The organism is Roseateles sp. GW821-FHT09H10, assembly GCF_059415865.1.
The window spans coordinates 874,108-890,411 of record NZ_JBWKOB010000002.1; the positions used below are offsets into that span (position 1 = coordinate 874,108).

Annotated in this window: 16 protein-coding genes; 8 read left to right on the forward strand and 8 right to left on the reverse strand. The window is 68.9% G+C overall.

The window, feature by feature from the left end:
- Window positions 1–2 precede the first annotated feature (2 nt).
- The 4 genes from AC07OY_RS11970 to AC07OY_RS11985 all read right to left on the reverse strand — a co-directional run bounded on the left by AC07OY_RS11970 (window position 3) and on the right by AC07OY_RS11985 (window position 2,857).
- Window positions 3–1,847, reverse strand: a complete 1,845-nt coding sequence (locus AC07OY_RS11970) for an ABC transporter ATP-binding protein (protein ID WP_495043525.1) — start codon at window positions 1,845–1,847, stop codon at window positions 3–5.
- 78 nt (window positions 1,848–1,925) lie between these two features.
- Window positions 1,926–2,351 carry a hypothetical protein gene (locus AC07OY_RS11975; protein WP_495042799.1) on the reverse strand — a complete coding sequence of 142 codons (426 nt, stop codon included), beginning with the start codon at window positions 2,349–2,351 and terminating at the stop codon, window positions 1,926–1,928.
- Window positions 2,352–2,388: 37 nt separating this feature from the next.
- A complete protein-coding gene (locus tag AC07OY_RS11980) occupies window positions 2,389–2,667 on the reverse strand; it encodes a DUF2277 domain-containing protein (protein ID WP_495042800.1) in 279 nt (92 codons plus the stop codon).
- 10 nt (window positions 2,668–2,677) lie between these two features.
- The gene (locus AC07OY_RS11985; RefSeq protein ID WP_495042801.1) at window positions 2,678–2,857 is read right to left on the reverse strand and encodes an oxidoreductase-like domain-containing protein; all 180 of its coding nucleotides are present in this window, start codon (window positions 2,855–2,857) and stop codon (window positions 2,678–2,680) included.
- A 322-nt stretch (window positions 2,858–3,179) separates the two neighbouring features.
- Here AC07OY_RS11985 and AC07OY_RS11990 point away from each other — a divergent pair, with 322 nt between their 5' ends.
- Together AC07OY_RS11990 and AC07OY_RS11995 are read left to right on the forward strand one after the other, a co-directional pair.
- A complete protein-coding gene (locus tag AC07OY_RS11990; protein ID WP_495042802.1) occupies window positions 3,180–3,599 on the forward strand; it encodes a YfbO family protein in 420 nt (139 codons plus the stop codon).
- Between the two features lie 7 nt (window positions 3,600–3,606).
- Entirely contained in the window at window positions 3,607–4,020 is a 414-nt protein-coding gene (locus AC07OY_RS11995; protein ID WP_495042803.1) for a hypothetical protein, read from the forward strand.
- Here AC07OY_RS11995 and AC07OY_RS12000 read toward each other — a convergent pair.
- Complete coding sequence (locus tag AC07OY_RS12000; RefSeq protein WP_495042804.1) at window positions 4,011–4,373, reverse strand: hypothetical protein; 363 nt, start codon at window positions 4,371–4,373, stop codon at window positions 4,011–4,013. The two genes, AC07OY_RS11995 and AC07OY_RS12000, sit on opposite strands and share 10 nt — an antisense overlap.
- A gap of 102 nt (window positions 4,374–4,475) precedes the next feature.
- On the opposite strand from AC07OY_RS12000, the gene AC07OY_RS12005 reads away from it, so the two are divergent.
- Window positions 4,476–4,868, forward strand: a complete 393-nt coding sequence (locus AC07OY_RS12005; RefSeq protein ID WP_495042805.1) for a hypothetical protein — start codon at window positions 4,476–4,478, stop codon at window positions 4,866–4,868.
- Window positions 4,869–4,883: 15 nt separating this feature from the next.
- Window positions 4,884–5,597 (forward strand): hypothetical protein, encoded by a 714-nt coding sequence (locus AC07OY_RS12010; protein WP_495042806.1) that lies wholly within the window; start codon window positions 4,884–4,886, stop codon window positions 5,595–5,597.
- Window positions 5,598–5,603: 6 nt separating this feature from the next.
- On the opposite strand, the gene AC07OY_RS12015 is transcribed toward AC07OY_RS12010, so the two are convergent.
- Together AC07OY_RS12015 and AC07OY_RS12020 are read right to left on the reverse strand one after the other, a co-directional pair.
- Complete coding sequence (locus AC07OY_RS12015) at window positions 5,604–6,443, reverse strand: hypothetical protein (RefSeq protein ID WP_495042807.1); 840 nt, start codon at window positions 6,441–6,443, stop codon at window positions 5,604–5,606.
- 125 nt (window positions 6,444–6,568) lie between these two features.
- Entirely contained in the window at window positions 6,569–10,126 is a 3,558-nt protein-coding gene (locus AC07OY_RS12020) for an L-glutamate gamma-semialdehyde dehydrogenase (protein ID WP_495042808.1), read from the reverse strand.
- An 88-nt stretch (window positions 10,127–10,214) separates the two neighbouring features.
- On the opposite strand from AC07OY_RS12020, the gene AC07OY_RS12025 reads away from it, so the two are divergent.
- Together AC07OY_RS12025 and AC07OY_RS12030 are read left to right on the forward strand one after the other, a co-directional pair.
- Window positions 10,215–10,688: an Lrp/AsnC ligand binding domain-containing protein gene (locus AC07OY_RS12025; protein ID WP_495042809.1), complete on the forward strand. Its 474-nt coding sequence runs from the start codon at window positions 10,215–10,217 to the stop codon at window positions 10,686–10,688.
- A gap of 164 nt (window positions 10,689–10,852) precedes the next feature.
- Window positions 10,853–11,713, forward strand: a complete 861-nt coding sequence (locus tag AC07OY_RS12030) for a hypothetical protein (RefSeq protein WP_495042810.1) — start codon at window positions 10,853–10,855, stop codon at window positions 11,711–11,713.
- A 37-nt stretch (window positions 11,714–11,750) separates the two neighbouring features.
- On the opposite strand, the gene AC07OY_RS12035 is transcribed toward AC07OY_RS12030, so the two are convergent.
- A complete protein-coding gene (locus AC07OY_RS12035) occupies window positions 11,751–12,527 on the reverse strand; it encodes a tRNA-uridine aminocarboxypropyltransferase (RefSeq protein ID WP_495042811.1) in 777 nt (258 codons plus the stop codon).
- Window positions 12,528–12,590: 63 nt separating this feature from the next.
- Here AC07OY_RS12035 and AC07OY_RS12040 point away from each other — a divergent pair, with 63 nt between their 5' ends.
- Entirely contained in the window at window positions 12,591–15,695 is a 3,105-nt protein-coding gene (locus AC07OY_RS12040; protein WP_495042812.1) for a diguanylate cyclase, read from the forward strand.
- A 15-nt stretch (window positions 15,696–15,710) separates the two neighbouring features.
- The gene (locus AC07OY_RS12045) at window positions 15,711–16,301 is read left to right on the forward strand and encodes a PAS domain-containing protein (protein ID WP_495042813.1); all 591 of its coding nucleotides are present in this window, start codon (window positions 15,711–15,713) and stop codon (window positions 16,299–16,301) included.
- Window positions 16,302–16,304: the final 3 nt, after the last annotated feature.

A 16,304-nucleotide genomic window follows, 5' to 3' on the forward strand; every position in this document is an offset into this window, starting at 1 on the left:
CCCTAGTCGTCCAACCCCAGGAAGCCGCCGCTCTGGTGGGCCCAGAGCCGTGCATAGATGCCGTTCTGGGCCAGCAGCTCGGCATGCGTGCCCTGCTCGACGATGCGGCCGGCGTCCATGACGACGAGCCGGTCCAGGGCCGCGATGGTGGACAGGCGGTGAGCGATGGCGACCACGGTCTTGCCTTCCATCAGCGAGTACAGCGACTGCTGGATGGCGGCCTCGACCTCGCTGTCCAGCGCGCTGGTGGCTTCGTCCAGCAGCAGGATGGGCGCATCTTTCAGCATCACGCGGGCGATGGCGATGCGCTGGCGCTGGCCGCCCGACAGCTTGACGCCGCGCTCGCCGACATGGGCCTCGAAGCCGGTGCGCCCCTTGGGGTCGGACAGCGTCGCGATGAACTCCTCGGCATGGGCCCGCACGGCGGCGCGCTGCATGTCGTCGGCGCCGGCGTCGGGCCGGCCGTAGAGGATGTTGTCGGCCACCGAGCGGTGCAGCAGCGAGGTGTCCTGCGTGACCATGCCGATGTGGCGGCGCAGCGAGTCCTGCGTGACGCCGGCGATGTCCTGGCCGTCGATGAGGATGCGGCCGCCGTTCTCGGGCAGGTCATACAGGCGCAGCAGCAGGTTCACCAGCGTGCTCTTGCCCGCACCGCTGCGGCCGACCAGGCCGATCTTCTCGCCCGGCTGGATGGTCAGATCCAGGCCGTCGACGACGACCTTGCCATTCGGATAGTGGAAGCGCAGCTGGTCGAAGCGCACCTCGCCGTGGCTGACGACCAGCTCCTTCGCGGCCGGCGCGTCCAGCACCGTCTGCGGCTTGGCCAGCGTGGCCAGGCCGTCCTGCACCGTGCCCACGTGCTCGAACAGCGAGGCCATCTCCCACATGATCCAGTGCGAGATGCCGTTCAGCCGCATGGCCATGGCGGTGGCCGCCGCGACGGCGCCGACGCCGATGGCCGACACGCCCCACAGCCACAGCGACAGCAGGGCCGTGCTGCCGACCAGCAGGGCCGACAGCACCGTGTTGACGACCTCGAAGCCCGTCACCAGCCGCATCTGGCCATAGGCCGTGACCATGAAGTCCTGCATGGCCGACTTGGCATACGAAGCCTCGCGGCGGCCGTGGGCGAACAGCTTGACGGTGGCGATATTGGTATAGGCGTCGGTGATGCGGCCCGTCATCAGGCTGCGCGCGTCGGCCTGGGCCTGGCCGATCTTGCCCAGGCGCGGCACGAAATAGCGCAGGGCCAGCAGGTACAGGGCCAGCCAGGCCGCGAAGGGCGCGATCAGCCAGGCGTCGAAGCTGGCGACGATGGCGACCAGGGTGCCGAAGTAGACGGCCACGTAGACGAGGATGTCGACAACGATGAGCCAGGTGTCGCGCACGGCCAGGGCCGTCTGCATGACCTTGGTGGCGATGCGGCCGGCGAACTCGTCGCCGAAGAAGGCCAGGCTCTGGGCCAGCATGCGGCGGTGGAAGACCCAGCGCAGCCGCATCGGGAAGTTGCCGAACACGCCCTGGTATTTGGTCAGGGCCTGCACGGCGGCCAGCACGATGGACACGGCCAGCACGCCCAGCAGCAGCATCACGACGGGCTGGGGCTGGTTCCACAACTCGGCGGGTTTCTGCGTGGCCAGCCAGTCGATGAGCTTGGCCATCAGGCTGAACAGCAGGGCCTCGGCCGCGGCGATGCCGGCCGTGAACAGCGTGACGACGAAGAGCTGGCGGCGCACGCCATCGGCACAGCGCCACAGGAAGGCGAAGAAGCGCGTCGGCAGCGCGTCGGCGCGGGCAACGGGCGCTTCGGGATAGGGGTCGACGAGGCGCTCGAAGCGGGAGATCAGCGGTTGGAACAGCGACATCCGGCTAGTTTCGCCTGACAACGCTGACAAGGCATGGCATCAGCCATGCCGGTCCATCGCTCAGCGGCTGGCGGCCGAGGTCGGAGAGGGCGGCGGTACAGGCACGACGACGCCGGGCGACAGCGAGATCTCGTCCACCAGCGTGACGCCGGTGACGAAGTAGCGCGTCTCGCCGAAGCAGGAGCCCGGCAGGCCGACCTTCTCCTCGTAATGCAGGTTGACGCGCCGGCCCATGACCTTGTTGATGGCCTGGGCCGTGGCTTCGTCGTGCACGGTGAACTGGAATTTCTCGACGGAGCTGGTGCCCGGCAGGGAGACCAGGGCCTGCTCGCCCTCCCAGGTCTTGCAGATCCAGCCCTTGCGCGAGAGCTTCTGCACCCAGCCGGCGCGCTCGCCATCGGAATAGCTCCAATGCCAGGCGAAGGCGAACCAGGCCGTGATGAGCAGCAGCAGGGCGACGACGGCGAGGGCGAGCTTCAGGCGCATGGCGATGGGAGGGAGCCGGGGGCGCGGCGATTGTGCTTCAGGCCGATGACCGTCCGAAGCGCTCGGCCGAGCGCTCGCGCGCCTTGGCCGCCTCGACCTCGCGGTTCTTGGGCTCGGCGCTCGTGACCAGCGAAGCGATCAGCGTGCGCGCCTCCGCCGCGATGGCGGCCACGGCGTGGTCAAAGGCTGCTTCATTGGCTTTCGACGGCACATTGAAGCCGCTCAGCTTGCGCACGAACTGCAGCGCCGCGTCGCGGATCTCGACCTCGGTGGCCGGGGGCTCGAAGTTGAAGAGGGTGCGGATGTTGCGGCACATGGCGGTGTCCTCAGGAGGCCTCGGGATGCCGCTCGCGCCAGGCGCGCAGCTTCTGGCGGTAGTCGTCCATCGCCAGGTCATGCAGGTCAAAGATGCAGGGCGAGCAGCCATTGCCGCAGCAGGCGTCGAAGTCGGGCTCGGGCGGCTTCTCTGGCATGGGGTCCACGCTGGGCACGGGGGGTGGTGTCATCGGCAGCATCGCCATGCATTGTGCGGGTGAGCAGATGCCTCCATGCAGTTCACCGCCCTGCCCGAGTCCAGCCATCCCCGCGTGATGCTGCGGCCCATTGAAGCCGCCGACCTGCCAGTCTGGTTCGGCTACCTGTCGCTGCGCGTCGTCCACGAGCACACGAGTTGGCGGCCAGGGCATTGCCAGCCAGACGGCGCGCAAGCCCCTGGTGCGGGGCCGGCCCGGCGACTTCTGGATGCATGCCCACGTCGTGGCCGCGAAAGCGGCAGCGGATGGCACGGACGCCGCAGAATGAAGCCCTCACCTTGGAAGGCACCCTCGCATGACCCCGCTGGAACGCATCACCGAAAGAGTCACGCGGCTCGGCCACCCGGAAGACGCCGACACGCCGCGCCCGCTCGTGACGATCGCGGAGTTCTTTGAAGGCAACACCGTGGCGGGCAGCATCGGCTGCAACCTGCCGGACATGCCGGAGCCGGAAGTGTTCCACCAGCTCTTCAAAGCGATCGCGCAACGCCCCGAAGTGAAGGATGTCCGGGTGCAGATCACCTGCTTCGATGTGCCGGAATGGCCGTTCTCGGACACCGTCTACGTGATGACGACCGCGTCGCCGGCACAGGTGGCGAGCTGGTTCCCCGACGCCCTGCGGCCGGACGACACCTGGGTGGGTTTTGCCGACCAGGACTGCGAGCCCTACACCGTGCCCGCGGGCACGCGCGCCGTTGCCTGCTGGTGGGACTGACACGGCCGTGGCTGTCTTCGCGATCAAGACCGAGATCGCCGACCCGGGGGCAAGTGCCTGGGCCTTTGCCGCGCAAAAGACCATGTACGACGGCAAGCGCATCGCCGTCGACGATGTGATCTATCTCTTCGCCAGCGAGAACGAGGGCGGGACGGGCCTGGTCGCCAGAGGCGTGGTCACATCGTCCGCAGCCACGCCGCGTTTGCCGGATGTGGAGCGACAGACCCCACGCGTCAGCATCACCGTCAAACGCACGGCCTCCGCCAAACGCCACCTCGGCCGCACCGAACTCAAGCCTTTCAAGGACTGGGACGACGGCCGACCGGAGACCGAACTGAACTTCAAGTTCTACCGCCAGGCGACGAACAAGATCGTCGGGCTCAGTGACGAGGCGGCTGACTTTCTGGATCGCTATTTCTGACGCTCTCGCAGGCGCTTCACCCGCGCCTCCAGCATCGCCAACTCGCGTTCGCATTCCTCATCCTTGATCGCCTCGATGCGTTCGTGGATGGCGCGCAGTTCCTCCAAAGGCTTTGAAGCTGCCTGCACCTCGGCCGATTGGCGCTCGGCCATTTCGATCAGCAGCTTGGTGATCACGCCGAGCTGGTCGCCATAGGTGGCGACGTCGAAGGCGCGGGCCTCGATGCGCGCGTTGCCGGCCTGGGGCTTGATGCCCGCAAAGAACCAGTCGAGGCGCGGCTCGATGTCCTGCGCCACGTCACCGCTGAAAGGCAGGCGCAACTGGGGCGCCCAGAGCCAGAACCAAGGAAACATCGGTCTTCTCCCTGCACGCCGGGACAGCGGGCGTGTGGGGCGATGGTGGCTCAGGGTTGTTGCAGCGGCAAGTGCGGACTGGCGAAGGCCCAGAATGCATCCGTGCCCCGTTTCATGCTCGACCGCCAAGTCCTTGTTCCCGACGGATATGCCGAGCGCGCATGCGTGGTGGTGAAGTACCGCTTGCCGGGCTTGCGGCATTGCTTCGTGCTTTGCCATCAGCAGGCAGGGCATCCGGCGTCTTCGACAGATTTGATGAACTTCTTCGTCAGTGAAGCAGAACGCTTGGCGCTGGCTGCGGTTGGCGACGATCAAGCCTTCATGCTGATCCACAGCGGCCGCTCCATCCGGAAAAGGCCGAACTGGCATCTGCATGTCTTCGTGGTTCAGCACCGCTGGCAGAAGGCCTGGGTCTATACCGTGTTGGGGGTCAAGAACTTCGCGCTTGCCGCGTACAACTGCGCCACGCGGCTGACAGCGAGACGCGGCCGGTAGCATCTCTGCGCAGCCATGCCAAACCACACGATTCAGCGCAGCGCGACAGCCGAGGAACAAGCCTTCCTGCAGACTCTCCTCAGCAAAGCGACCACCACGATGGGTCGCTGGCGCCAAGGGCTTGAGAGTGCGTTGGTCCTGTGGGCGGTCAGCCTGCTGGGATGCGTCATCGTGTGGTTGATCTGCGCTGGGTTGACTCGCTGGTTGTTCAGCGTTGACTACGGCTTCCGCAGCCCCATGGCCCCATGGATTCTGGGCATCGCAACGCCCCTTTGTGGCGCCTATGCGGCTTTCAGCAGCGTCCGATGGGTGAGGCGCTCGAAGGATATGCGGCCCTCATTGAACGCCGACCTTGTGGCGGCCCAGGTCGTCGAAGAGCACTACGTCTTCAATGCCACCAAGCGCTTCCAGGAACCGGAGCATGGCGGGCTCATCTACTTTTTGCGCACGCCTGATGATCGAGTGCTGACGCTGTATGACCCCGAAAGCCAGGACCTGGGTGTGCAGGACGAGGATCCCGTCACGAGCAGCTTCAAGCCGATGTCCAGGCTGGTCATGGTGCGTGCACCTGAGGCGGGTTTTGTGATCAGCATGACCTTCAGTGGCGATCCACTTGATGCGGGCGAGCCCATCGAGCTGTCGCTCCCTCCAGAGCAATGGCCCGAGACGGAGCAGTACTGCGACATTCCCTGGCCTGAACTGGAGACCGTGCTTGGCCCGCGGGCTTGACCAAGCCTAGAGCCTCGTCCACCCCGCCACCCTGGCATTGAAGAAACCGCTCTGCTCATAGGCCCGCTTCACCAGCCCCTGCTGGCGCAGCCGGGCCAGGCCGGCGTTGAGCTGCTCGAGCAGGCGCGGCCCGAGGGCGTGGGTGGCGGAGACGAGGAAATGGCGCGTACCGCGCATGCTGACCTTGAGCCCCGGGACGGGCACGAGGCGCACGCCTTCCACCACCAGGGCCAGGTCGGGCGTGGGTTGGAAGGGGGCCAGCAGCAGGTCGGCGCGGCCCTGCTGCAGCATGCGCGGCATCAGGTTCCAGCTGGCCACATGCTGCAGATTCGCCATGCCCAGCTGCTCCAGCGTCTGCCAGTCGACCCGCCAGGTGTTGTTGCTCAGGATGCGCAGCTGCTGCACATCGGCCAGCTGGCGCGCCGCCAGCGCGCGGGCGTTGCCGGGCGTCGTGTAGAGGCCAGCCTCAAACTCGCCGTCCTGCAGCAGGGCGTCGCTGAACAGCAGGCCGTCGGGCTTGGGGAAGTCCTCGCGCCAGTAGGTGGTGGCGCTGCAGGCGGCGTGGCCGATGCGCAGCTCGGCCTGCAGGCGCTGGCTGGTGGGCATGGGCGCCATGCTCAGGCGCAGGCTGCGGTCCTGGCGGGCCAGGGCCTGGTGGATGAGCACCACCTCCACCACATCGCGCCGCGACAGCGGGCCGCCGTAGTCGGTGATGGCGGCCGGGTCGCGGCCGGCCAGGAAGCGCTGGTAGTCCAGCAGCACATCGTCGGGGATCAGGGCCGGCAGCAGGGGCTCGGCGGCCGCCCAGTCCGGCAGCAACAGACCACCGGCAGCCAGACCCAGCAAGCCGCGGCGCCCAAGGCGGGCCGCGTCAGACGGGGAAATCGCGGGGGCGGACGGGACGCTCAAGGGCGGGCCTCTCTCGGGGCAGGTTTGCCGCCGAGGATAAGCCCGCCGACGTTAGCGCTGCCTCAATGAACACCCGCGAGCAGGGCAGCATTGCCCCCCGCCGCTGCGGTATTGACGGTCAGCGTCTGCTCGGCCGTGAACCGGTAGAGCTGGCGCACATGGCCGGCCGCCGTCACCAGCGGCAGGATGGCACCGCTGCGGGCGGCCAGGGCCTGGGCCAGCACATGGGCGGCCGCCGTGTCCGACGAGGCCAGGGCGACGCCGGCGAGCTGGGTCGCGGCCAGCAGGCCGGGCAGGGTGGCGTCGGGCAGCAGCGTCAGGGCGCTGGTGGGCAGGCCGGCGCGCAGCAGGGCCTGGCGGGCGCGCTCGTCGCCACCCAGCCAGATGGCGCTGTTGCCGGCCAGCAGGGCGCTGACGACGGCGGCCAGGCCGGCCTCGCCACGGCCCAGCACGGCGAAGACGCCGCGCGCATGGTGGCGCAGCGTGTTGCTCTCGCCCGTGGGGCCGGGCAGCGCGACGTCGGCGAACTGGGTCTGGGCGGCGGCGAACAGGCCGCGCAGGGCCAGGGCAGCGGGGGCGTCCAGCGTGTCGGCGGCGCGGCGCAGCGTGGCGATGCGCTCGGCCAGCGGCGTGTCGCGCCAGCCGGCGTCGGCGCCGACGGCCAGGGCTTCGGCGCGGCCGTCCATGGCCAGCGTGGGCAGCGGCGCCTCGAGAAGGGGCTCGGCGCAGAAGCGGCGCAGATAGTCGGGGCCGCCGGCCTTGGGACCGGTGCCGGACAGGCCTTCGCCGCCAAAGGGCTGCACGCCCACCACCGCGCCGATGATGTTGCGGTTGACGTAGACGTTGCCGATGCGCGCCTCGTCGGCCAGGCGCTGGGCGCGGCTGTCGATGCGGGTCTGGATGCCCAGCGTCAGGCCATAGCCCAGGGCGTTGATCTCCTGGATGACGTCGTCCACTGAATCCTCGAAGCGCACCACGTGCAGCACCGGGCCGAAGATCTCCTCGCCGAGGTGGGCGATGCGCGGCAGCTCGAAGGCGACCGGGCGGATCTGGCGCGGCATGGCCTCGGCCACCGGCGCCTCGGCCAGCAGCTTGGCTTCGCGCTTCAGGCGCTCGACATGCTGGCTGATGTTGGCGTGGGCCTCGTCGTCGATGACGGGGCCGACATCGGTGGCGAGGTGGGCCGGCTGTCCGACGTGCAACTGCGACAGCGCGCCCTTCAGCATCTCGATGACGCCCTCGGCGATGCTGGACTGCACGCAGAGCAGGCGCAGCGCCGAGCAGCGCTGGCCGGCGGAACGGAAGGCCGACTGCACGACGGCGTCGATGACCTGCTCGGGCAGGGCCGTCGAGTCCACCACCATGGCGTTCAGGCCGCCCGTTTCAGCAATGAGGGGAATCGGCGAATTGGGCTTCCTGGCCAGGGCCTTGTTGATGATCTGGGCGACCATCGTCGAGCCGGTGAAGCAGACACCCGCCGTGTGGGCATGGGCCACCAGGCCGGCGCCGACGGTTTCGCCCGGGCCATGCAGCAGGGCCAGCGCATCGGCCGGCACGCCGGCAGCGTGCAGCAGCTCGACCATCTTCAATGCGACGTACGGCGTCTGCTCGGCGGGCTTGGCGGCAACGCTGTTGCCGGCGACCAGGGCCGCGACGACCTGGCCGGCAAAGATGGCCAGCGGGAAGTTCCAGGGGCTGATGCAGACGAAGACGCCGCGGCCCTGCATCAGCGCGGGTTCGGCTTCGGCCTGGTCGGCGTAGTAGCGCAGGAAGTCGACGGCCTCGCGCACTTCGGCCACGCAGTCGGCCTGCGTCTTGAAGGCTTCCTTGACGAGCAGGGCGCAGAACTCGGCCAGGCGGGCGTCGAGGTCGTCGGCGGCGCGGCGCAGGATGGCGGCGCGCTGGCCGACCGGCGTGGCATTCCAGGCCGGGAAGCCGGCGTGCAGGCGCTGCATGGCGGCGTCGACTTCCGATCCCGAAGCCTCGGGCACGGCGTGGACCGGTGTCGTTTCGAGCGCGGCCTGCAGAGGCGCGCGCTGGGCCGGGGCGGTCAGGTCGGCGCCGGTGGAATTGGCGCGGCCACGGCCTTCGGCATCGCGGTAGAGGTCGGGCGGCAGCGGCAGGGCGCTGCGGGCGCGCACCTCGGCCAGCGGCGAGCCCAGCAGCTCGGGCACCTGCACGGCCGGGTCGGCCAGCTGGTGCACGAAGGAGGAGTTGGCGCCGTTCTCGAGCAGGCGGCGCACGAGGTAGGCCAGCAAGTCGCGGTGTTCGCCGACCGGCGCGTAGACGCGGCAGGGGATGGAGCCGTCCTTCAGCACCTCACGGTAGACGCCCTCGCCCATGCCGTGCAGGCGCTGCATCTCGAAGGGAGCGCCGGTGGCGCGGGCCATCTGCACGATGGCGGCAATGGTGCCGGCGTTGTGGCTGGCGAACTGCGGGTAGATGACGTCGGCATGCTGGATCAGCGCGCGGGCGCAGGCCAGGTAGCTCACATCGGTGTGCTGCTTGTGCGTGAACACCGGGTAGGCGCACAGGCCCAGCTCCTGGGCACGCTTGATCTCGCCGTCCCAGTAGGCACCCTTCACGAGACGCACCATGAAGCGCAGCCCATGCTTGCGGGCGATGGCGGCCACTTCATCGACGACGGCCAGCGCGCGGGTCTGGTAGGCCTGCACGGCCAGGCCGAAGCCGCGCCACTGCGGGTAGTGGGCGGCGATGCGGGCGGCCAGCACGTCCAGAACGTCCAGCGACAGCTCCAGGCGATCGACTTCTTCCGCATCGATGGTCAGGTTGATATTGGCCGCGGCGGCCAGCTCGATGAGCTCCCAGACGCGCGGCAGCAGCTCGGCAAAGACGCGCTCGCGCTGCAGCACCTCGTAGCGGCTGAACAGGGCGCTGAGCTTGATGGAGATGCCGTCCGAGGCCTCGGGCGAGGACGCCCGCTGGCCGGCGGCGATGGCCTTGATGGCGCCCACATAGGCGGCCTGGTAGCGGCGTGCGTCGTCCTCGGTGCGGGCGCCTTCGCCCAGCATGTCGTAGCTGAAGCGCAGCTGCTTTTGCTGCTTGCGGGCGGCGTCGGCCTCCTTCATCGCCTCGCCGATATTGCGGCCCAGCACGAACTGGCGGCCCAGCAGCTGGATGGCACGCACCGTGGCCGCCACGACCGTCTGCGAACCCAGGCGCTTGAACAGGCCGTTGTCGTCTTCAGCGCCCGGCAGGAAGCGCTTGGACATGGAGATGGCCGAGGCCGACAGCGCGGCCAGCATCTTGTGCGGGCTGCCTTCGCTGGCACCGTCGAAGTCGGCGCGGCCCAGCTGGTCGGCCGTCAGCGCTATTGCCGTGGGCGCATCCGGCACGCGCAGCAGGGCCTCGGCCAGGCGCATCAGGGCCAGGCCCTCGGCGCTGGTGATGGGGTATTCGCGCAGCAGCGATTCCATGGCCCAGAAGGGCGCCGGGTTCCTGCGCACCTGCTCCACCCAGGGGCCGGCCGTGCGGATGACGCCGGGCCAGTCCAGCGCAGCGCCCACGCGGTCGGCCAGGGCCTGCACGACGCCATGCTCGGCCCGGTAGGGGTCGGGCAGACGGGGCTGTTCGGTCGGGGCGACGAAGGGCGTGGGCATGCGGGTCTCCTGGTGAGGTTTCGCACTTTATCGGCGTGTCACTTGGATTAAATTCCAAGGATTGACGCTGACGCAGAGAAAAATCCAGATGAACGATGAGACAGCCAAACTCGACAAGATCGACGAGCGCATCTTGCGCGTCCTGCAGGCCGATGGGCGGATTTCCAACCTGAAGCTGGCGGAAACGGTGCATCTCTCGCCCACGGCCGTGCTCGAGCGCGTCAAGCGCCTGACCCGCGAGGGCTACATCCTCGGCTACGAGGCGCGGCTGAACCCGGCCAAGCTGGGCGCGGCCATGCTGGTCTTCATCGAGGTGCACCTGGACCGCACGGTGATGGACGTGATGGACAACTTCAAGGCCGCCGTCCAGGCCCGCGCCGAGATCCTGGAATGCCATCTGGTGGCCGGCGGCTTCGACTACCTGCTCAAGACCCGGGTGCGCGACATGGGCGCCTACCGCGAGTTCATCGGCAGCGTCATCTGGACCCTGCCGGGCGTGCGGGAGACGCGCACCTATGCGGTCATGGAGGAGGTCAAGTCGACGAATGCGTTGCCGATTTGAGGGCGGCCTCGGCTAAGTTACAGCACTGCAGCTGGTAAGGACGCGCTGGACTCGATCTGCAAAGGAGTGGCGCCGGGTCCGCGCAGCGAATCTCCCAACTGCCTTCATAGACCTTGATGCCGCTCCCGTTTGACAGGGGCAGAGACTGCACGGAGAGTTTGAAGATGCGATCCAAGACGCTCAGCCCATGGGTACGTGGGAATTTTCCTTCTATGGCCTTCGCGAAAGGAATCCTTTTGTCTGGTGTTCTCGCCAGTGCAGTCGGATGCGCCGGTGGAGCGAGTTCAACGGGAAGTCTTCGTCAGCAGCAAGAGGCTTCCAAAGCCTTGTTTAAAGAACGATGCAAGACAGCTGGCATCTCAATCAAGCGAACTGTCCTGGATGTTGAAGGAATAGAGCTGACAAAGATCAGGAACCCTTTTCCCATGGGCGGAAAAGAGTACTCTGATCCGATGTTTCCAGATGCGGCGCTAGCCGCCGAGCATCAGGGTGAAAACTATATAAAGCAATTCTTAATGTACGAGCGGAAGTACGCACCATGGCCAGATCGACGAGGGGGACTTGGACCGCTGACATCAGAAGTGCCACAGAAAGATATAACTCTTTTTGCTGGCTACAAATTTGTTGAGGTTATCAATGATGCCGGCCAACGGTTGCGGTGCACGCCGAACTGGTCTCGCAATCACCCCAATTGGGTAGATGGTCAGCATCGGTGCACTCCGGTGGAAACTTCGAATACACGATACGCGCTCGATTTTGAAAATATCGTTGATCCTCAAGATCGTGCGCTGTGGATTGCTGGCACCAAGCTGAAGGTTGTTGACAAACAAACCGGTGAAGTAATCGCAACGCTGACGCGATTTGTCTGGGAGCCTGGATTTGGGGCCAACAGTTCCGGCCGATCGCCATGGGTGCACGCGAACATGGTCGGCTCCGATAGAGAGTGCCCAAGCCCCGCCGAGCCGACAAGCGGAACCAGCCGCTATTTTGTTGATACCGTTCTAATTCCAAAATCGGTAGAATAATTATGCCAAATGCGCAATTAAACTTTCGCCTCAGGCGCTACAGACTATGTTCTATTGCAAATAGCCGACTCCCCACCTGCTGCTCCACCGCCTCCCGCAGCCGCCGATGCGCCGCCCCCTCCCAGACCACCGGCAACTGGTTCCTGGCCTGCAGATAGTGATGCGTGAAGACGCCCAGATAGGCCTGCAGCGTCCTCTCGGCCGCCGCGTCGCCCGCCAGGCTCAGGCAGCGCGCGGCCACCTCGCTGGTGCAGAAATGGTGGCTGCAGCGTGAGCGGCGCAGCTGGTACTGCGAGGCCCCGGCGGGTTCCAGGCTGAGCACGGGCATGCGGTCCAGATAGGGGCTGCGGCTGAACATCTTGCGCGCCTCGGACCAGGTGCCGTCCAGCAGGATGAAGAGCGGGCGTTTCACCGCAGCGCCCTGGCCCGGCGCGTGCGGCTGGACGGCGTGCACCACACGTTCCGGTGCGGCGTACTGGCCCGGGAACACGACATAGCAGTCCCAGGCCGGATCGCTCAACAGCGCCAGCATGGCGGGATCGGGTTGGGTGCGGGACCAGCCGAAGGCGAAGGTGTCGGGGACCGTGTCCGCGATCAGCCAGCCGGTATTGGTCGGCTTGAGCGGTTCGATGTCGGCCATCAGCAGGCACACCGCCGCCCGCGTGGGCAGCGAGGTGCGCAGGGCGCACATGCAATGCGTCGGCACCAGCCGGCAACCCTCGCAGCGCTCGCGCTTGAAGCCCCCGCGTGCCATGAAGGGCTTGGTGGCATTCGCCAAACGGGCGGCGCGCAGCAGGGAGACGGCATGAGACATGGGCCGATTGTCCGGGCGCCCGAAGCGGCCGGCAGCGCCCTGGCCTTGTGTTCTGATTCGCGCATGACAGCACGCCTGCCCCCGCCCAGGCGCGGCATGGCCGCGCTGCTGCCGGCCATGCTGGCCATGCTGGCCGGTGTGGCCGGGGCTCAGGCGACGCCGCCGTCAGCCACGGCGGCGAGTGCGCTGGAGCCCCAGTTCGCCACCGTCGCCGTGCCGCGCGACGTGGTCGGCAGCCTGGCCCAGGACCGCCAGGGCCTGATCTGGATCGGCACCAGCGACGGCCTGGCGCGCTTCGACGGCTACCGCCTGCGCCCCATCGAGCGCGAGGGCGCCACGCCGGTGCAGCGCAACCTCGGCTGGGTGCGCTCGCTGGCACCCGCCGCCGATGGCGGCATGTGGATTGGCACCGAGGTCAACGGCCTGGCCCGCTACGAGCCCGCCTTCGACCGCGTGCAGATGCTGGGCAGCGGCAGCGAGCGCGCCACGCCCATCCGCGCCCTCGCCGAGGACGGCCAGGGCCAGGTCTGGGTGGGCACGCTGGGCCAGGGCCTGCTGCGCTATGACCCGCGCGCCCAGCGCTTCGACGCCGAACCCCTGAAGATCGACGGCGAGACCGAGAGGCGCGTGCTGGCCCTGGCGGTGGGTGGCAACGGCTCGCTGTGGGCCGGCCACTGGCGCGGCCTCGCGCGGCGCGCGGCCGACGGCCAATGGACATCGCTGACCTTGCCTGGCACTGAGAGCGAGGGACCCATCGGCATCAGCACGCTGCTGGAAGACCGCGAGGGCCGGCTCTGGTTCGGCAGCGTGGACGGACGCATCGGCCGCCTCGAGGCCGGCGGCGAGCCGCGCTGGCTGGCCCCCCGCTTCAAGGGCGGCGTGCAGGCCCTGGCCCAGGGCATGGACGGCAGCGTCTGGGCCGGCCTGACCGATGGCATCGCCTGGCTGGACGGCGCCAGCGGCAGCCTGCTGCGCCAGCTGCGCCACAACCCCCACCTGCCCGGCGGCCTGGCCGGCAATGACGTCAATGTGCTGCTGCGCGACCAGACCGGCGCGATGTGGGTGGGCGGCTATGGCGTGGGCCTGCAGCGACACCAGCAGCACCCGGCCCTGGCCGTGCGCGGGCCCGATGCCGATCCCGACAGCCCGCTGGCCAGCAGCGACCTGCGCGGCCTGCTGCCCCGCCGCGACGGCCTGCTGATGGTGGCCACCCACAGCGGGCCGGTGGCCCTGCTGGACGCGCAGCTGCACACCGTCGGCCGCTGGCCGCGCGAGGCCGACACGCCGGTCGACAACCTCGCCGAGGGCCCGGACGGCAGCGTCTGGCTGGTGGCCAATGGCCGCCTGGAGCGGCGCGAGCCGCGCAGCGCCCGACTGCTCGCCAGCTGGGCGCTGGAGGGCGGCCGCGCCCATCGCGTGCTGGCCTTGCCGAATGGCGAGGTCTGGGTCGGCATGCAGGATGGTCTCTACCGCCTGGCCTCGCCCAAGGCCCCGCGCGCCGAGCGCGTGCGCCGCGCCGACGGCGAGCCGCTGCGCGGCGGCGTGCATGCGCTGCGCATGGATCCCGCCAAGGGCCAGCTCTGGGTGGGTGCCCTGGCCGGCCTGTTCCGCTGGGACGGCCAGCGCCTGGCCGAGGTGCAGGGCGCCCCCGGCGAGACCCTGGGCTTCCCGGCCGTGCTCGGCCTGCTGCACACGCGCGACGGCAGCCTCTATGTGGACACCGCCGTCAGCGGCCTGCACCGCCTCAAGGGCTATGACGAGCAGGGCCGCGCGCGCTTCGAGCGCATCAGCGAACGCATGGGCGCGCCCGGCCGGCCCTTCGGCGTCAACCTGCACGAGGACGGCCGGGGCCGGGTGTGGAGCCAGCAGTCGGTCTACGACCCCATTGCCAAGCGCCTGGACGAACTCAGCGGCGCCGAAGGGCCGCCCATGGGCACGCCGCGCTTCTTCGCCGACGCCGCCCTGCCGGACGGCCGCCTGCTGTTCAGCGGCAGCCGCGGCCTGCTCGTCGTCGAGCCGCTGGCCTTCATGCCCTCGCGCTATGCGCCGCCGGTCGTCATCAGCAGCCTGCGCCGCAACGGCCAGCCCTTCCAGCCGGAACAGGACCTGACGCAGGGGCTCAGGCTGCCGGCAGGCACGCGCAGCTTCGCCGTCGAGTTCGCCGCCCTGGACTACATCGACCCGGCCAAGCTGCGCTACATGATGCGGCTGGAGGGCGTCGATGCCGAATGGACCTTCCTCGACGCCAGCGCCCGCTTCGCCTCCTACGGCGGCCTGCAGCCGGGCCGCTACCGGCTGGAGGTCTATGCCACCAACCACCATGGCATGTGGGGCGACCGGCCGCTGCTGCTGAACATCGAGCTGCTGCCGGCCTGGTGGCAGACGCGCTGGGCCCAGGCCGCTGCCCTGCTCGCCTTGCTGGCCCTGGCCTGGGCGCTGCTGCGCTGGGCGGTGGCGCGGCGCACCGTGCAGCTGGCCCGCCGCGAGACGGCGCTGCAGGCCCTGGTGGAGCAGCGCACTGCCGAGCTGCGCGAGGCCAGCACCACCGACCCGCTGACCGGCCTGCGCAACCGCCGCTACCTGGACTCGCGGGTCACCTCGGACCTGCAACTCTGCCTGCGCCACTACACCGAGCCGCGCCACAACAGCCGCGACGACGAGGCCGACCTGCTCGTCATGCTGATGGACCTCGACCATTTCAAGCGCATCAACGACCGCCACGGCCATGCCGCCGGCGACCAGGTGCTGGTCGAGTTCGCCCGCCGCCTGCGCACCATCTTCCGCGAGAGCGATGTGCTGGTGCGCTGGGGCGGCGAGGAGTTCCTGGCCCTGGCCCGGGGCGGCGCGCGCGATGGCGCGGCCGATCTGGCGGCGCGCTTCTGCGCGACCGTGCGCGACCAGCCCTTCACGCTGCCGGACGGCAGCGGCCTGAACGTCACCGTATCCATCGGCTTTGCCGTCTTCCCGCTGGACCCCGAGGCGCCCCGCGCCTGGGACTGGGACGCCACGCTGAGCCTGGCCGACGCCGCCCTCTACGCCGCCAAGGCCCAGGGCCGCGACGGCTATGTGGGCGCCCTGCGCGCCGACGGCCTGCGTCCCGGCGCCCTGGGCCCCGACAGCGAGACCTGGATGGCCGAACCCCGCCTGCAGGTCAGGCGCAGCGCCTGACCCACAATCGCCGGCATGGAATTGCGGCATCAACCGGCCTGGATGCGTTGGCGGCAGGCGATCGAGGCGGGTGAACTCGGCGTCTGGGACCTGCGCTTCGAGCTCGAGACCGTCCACTACTCACCGCAGTGGAAGCTGAGGCTGGGCTTCCCCGAGCCGCATCGCGCCGACAGCACGCATTTCTGGCGCTGCCGCGTCCACCCGCAGGACCTCGAACCCATGCTGGCCGCGATGCGCGAACATGCGCGCGGCGCGCAAGCCTTCTACGAGGCGAGCTTTCGCCTGCGCAGCAACGGGTCGGGCTATCGCCTGATGCATTCCCGCGGCCGCATCATCGAACGCAGCCCCGAGGGACGCGCGCTGCGCATGGTCGGCACCATGCTCGACCTGACCGAACGCGCCTCCAGCCCCCAGGGCGGCCTGCCGGAGGGGCCGCGCGGCCCGATGGCGGGGGCGGCGCTGGCGCGGCCCTTCCACCAGCTGCTCGCCGACACCGACACGGCGCAGATCGCTGCCGAGCGGGACCGGGTGCTCGGCCTGGTGGACGACTTGTTGCAAGCCTCGCTGGCGCAACTGCAGGGCCTGCAGGGCGCATCCCAGGCCTGAAGG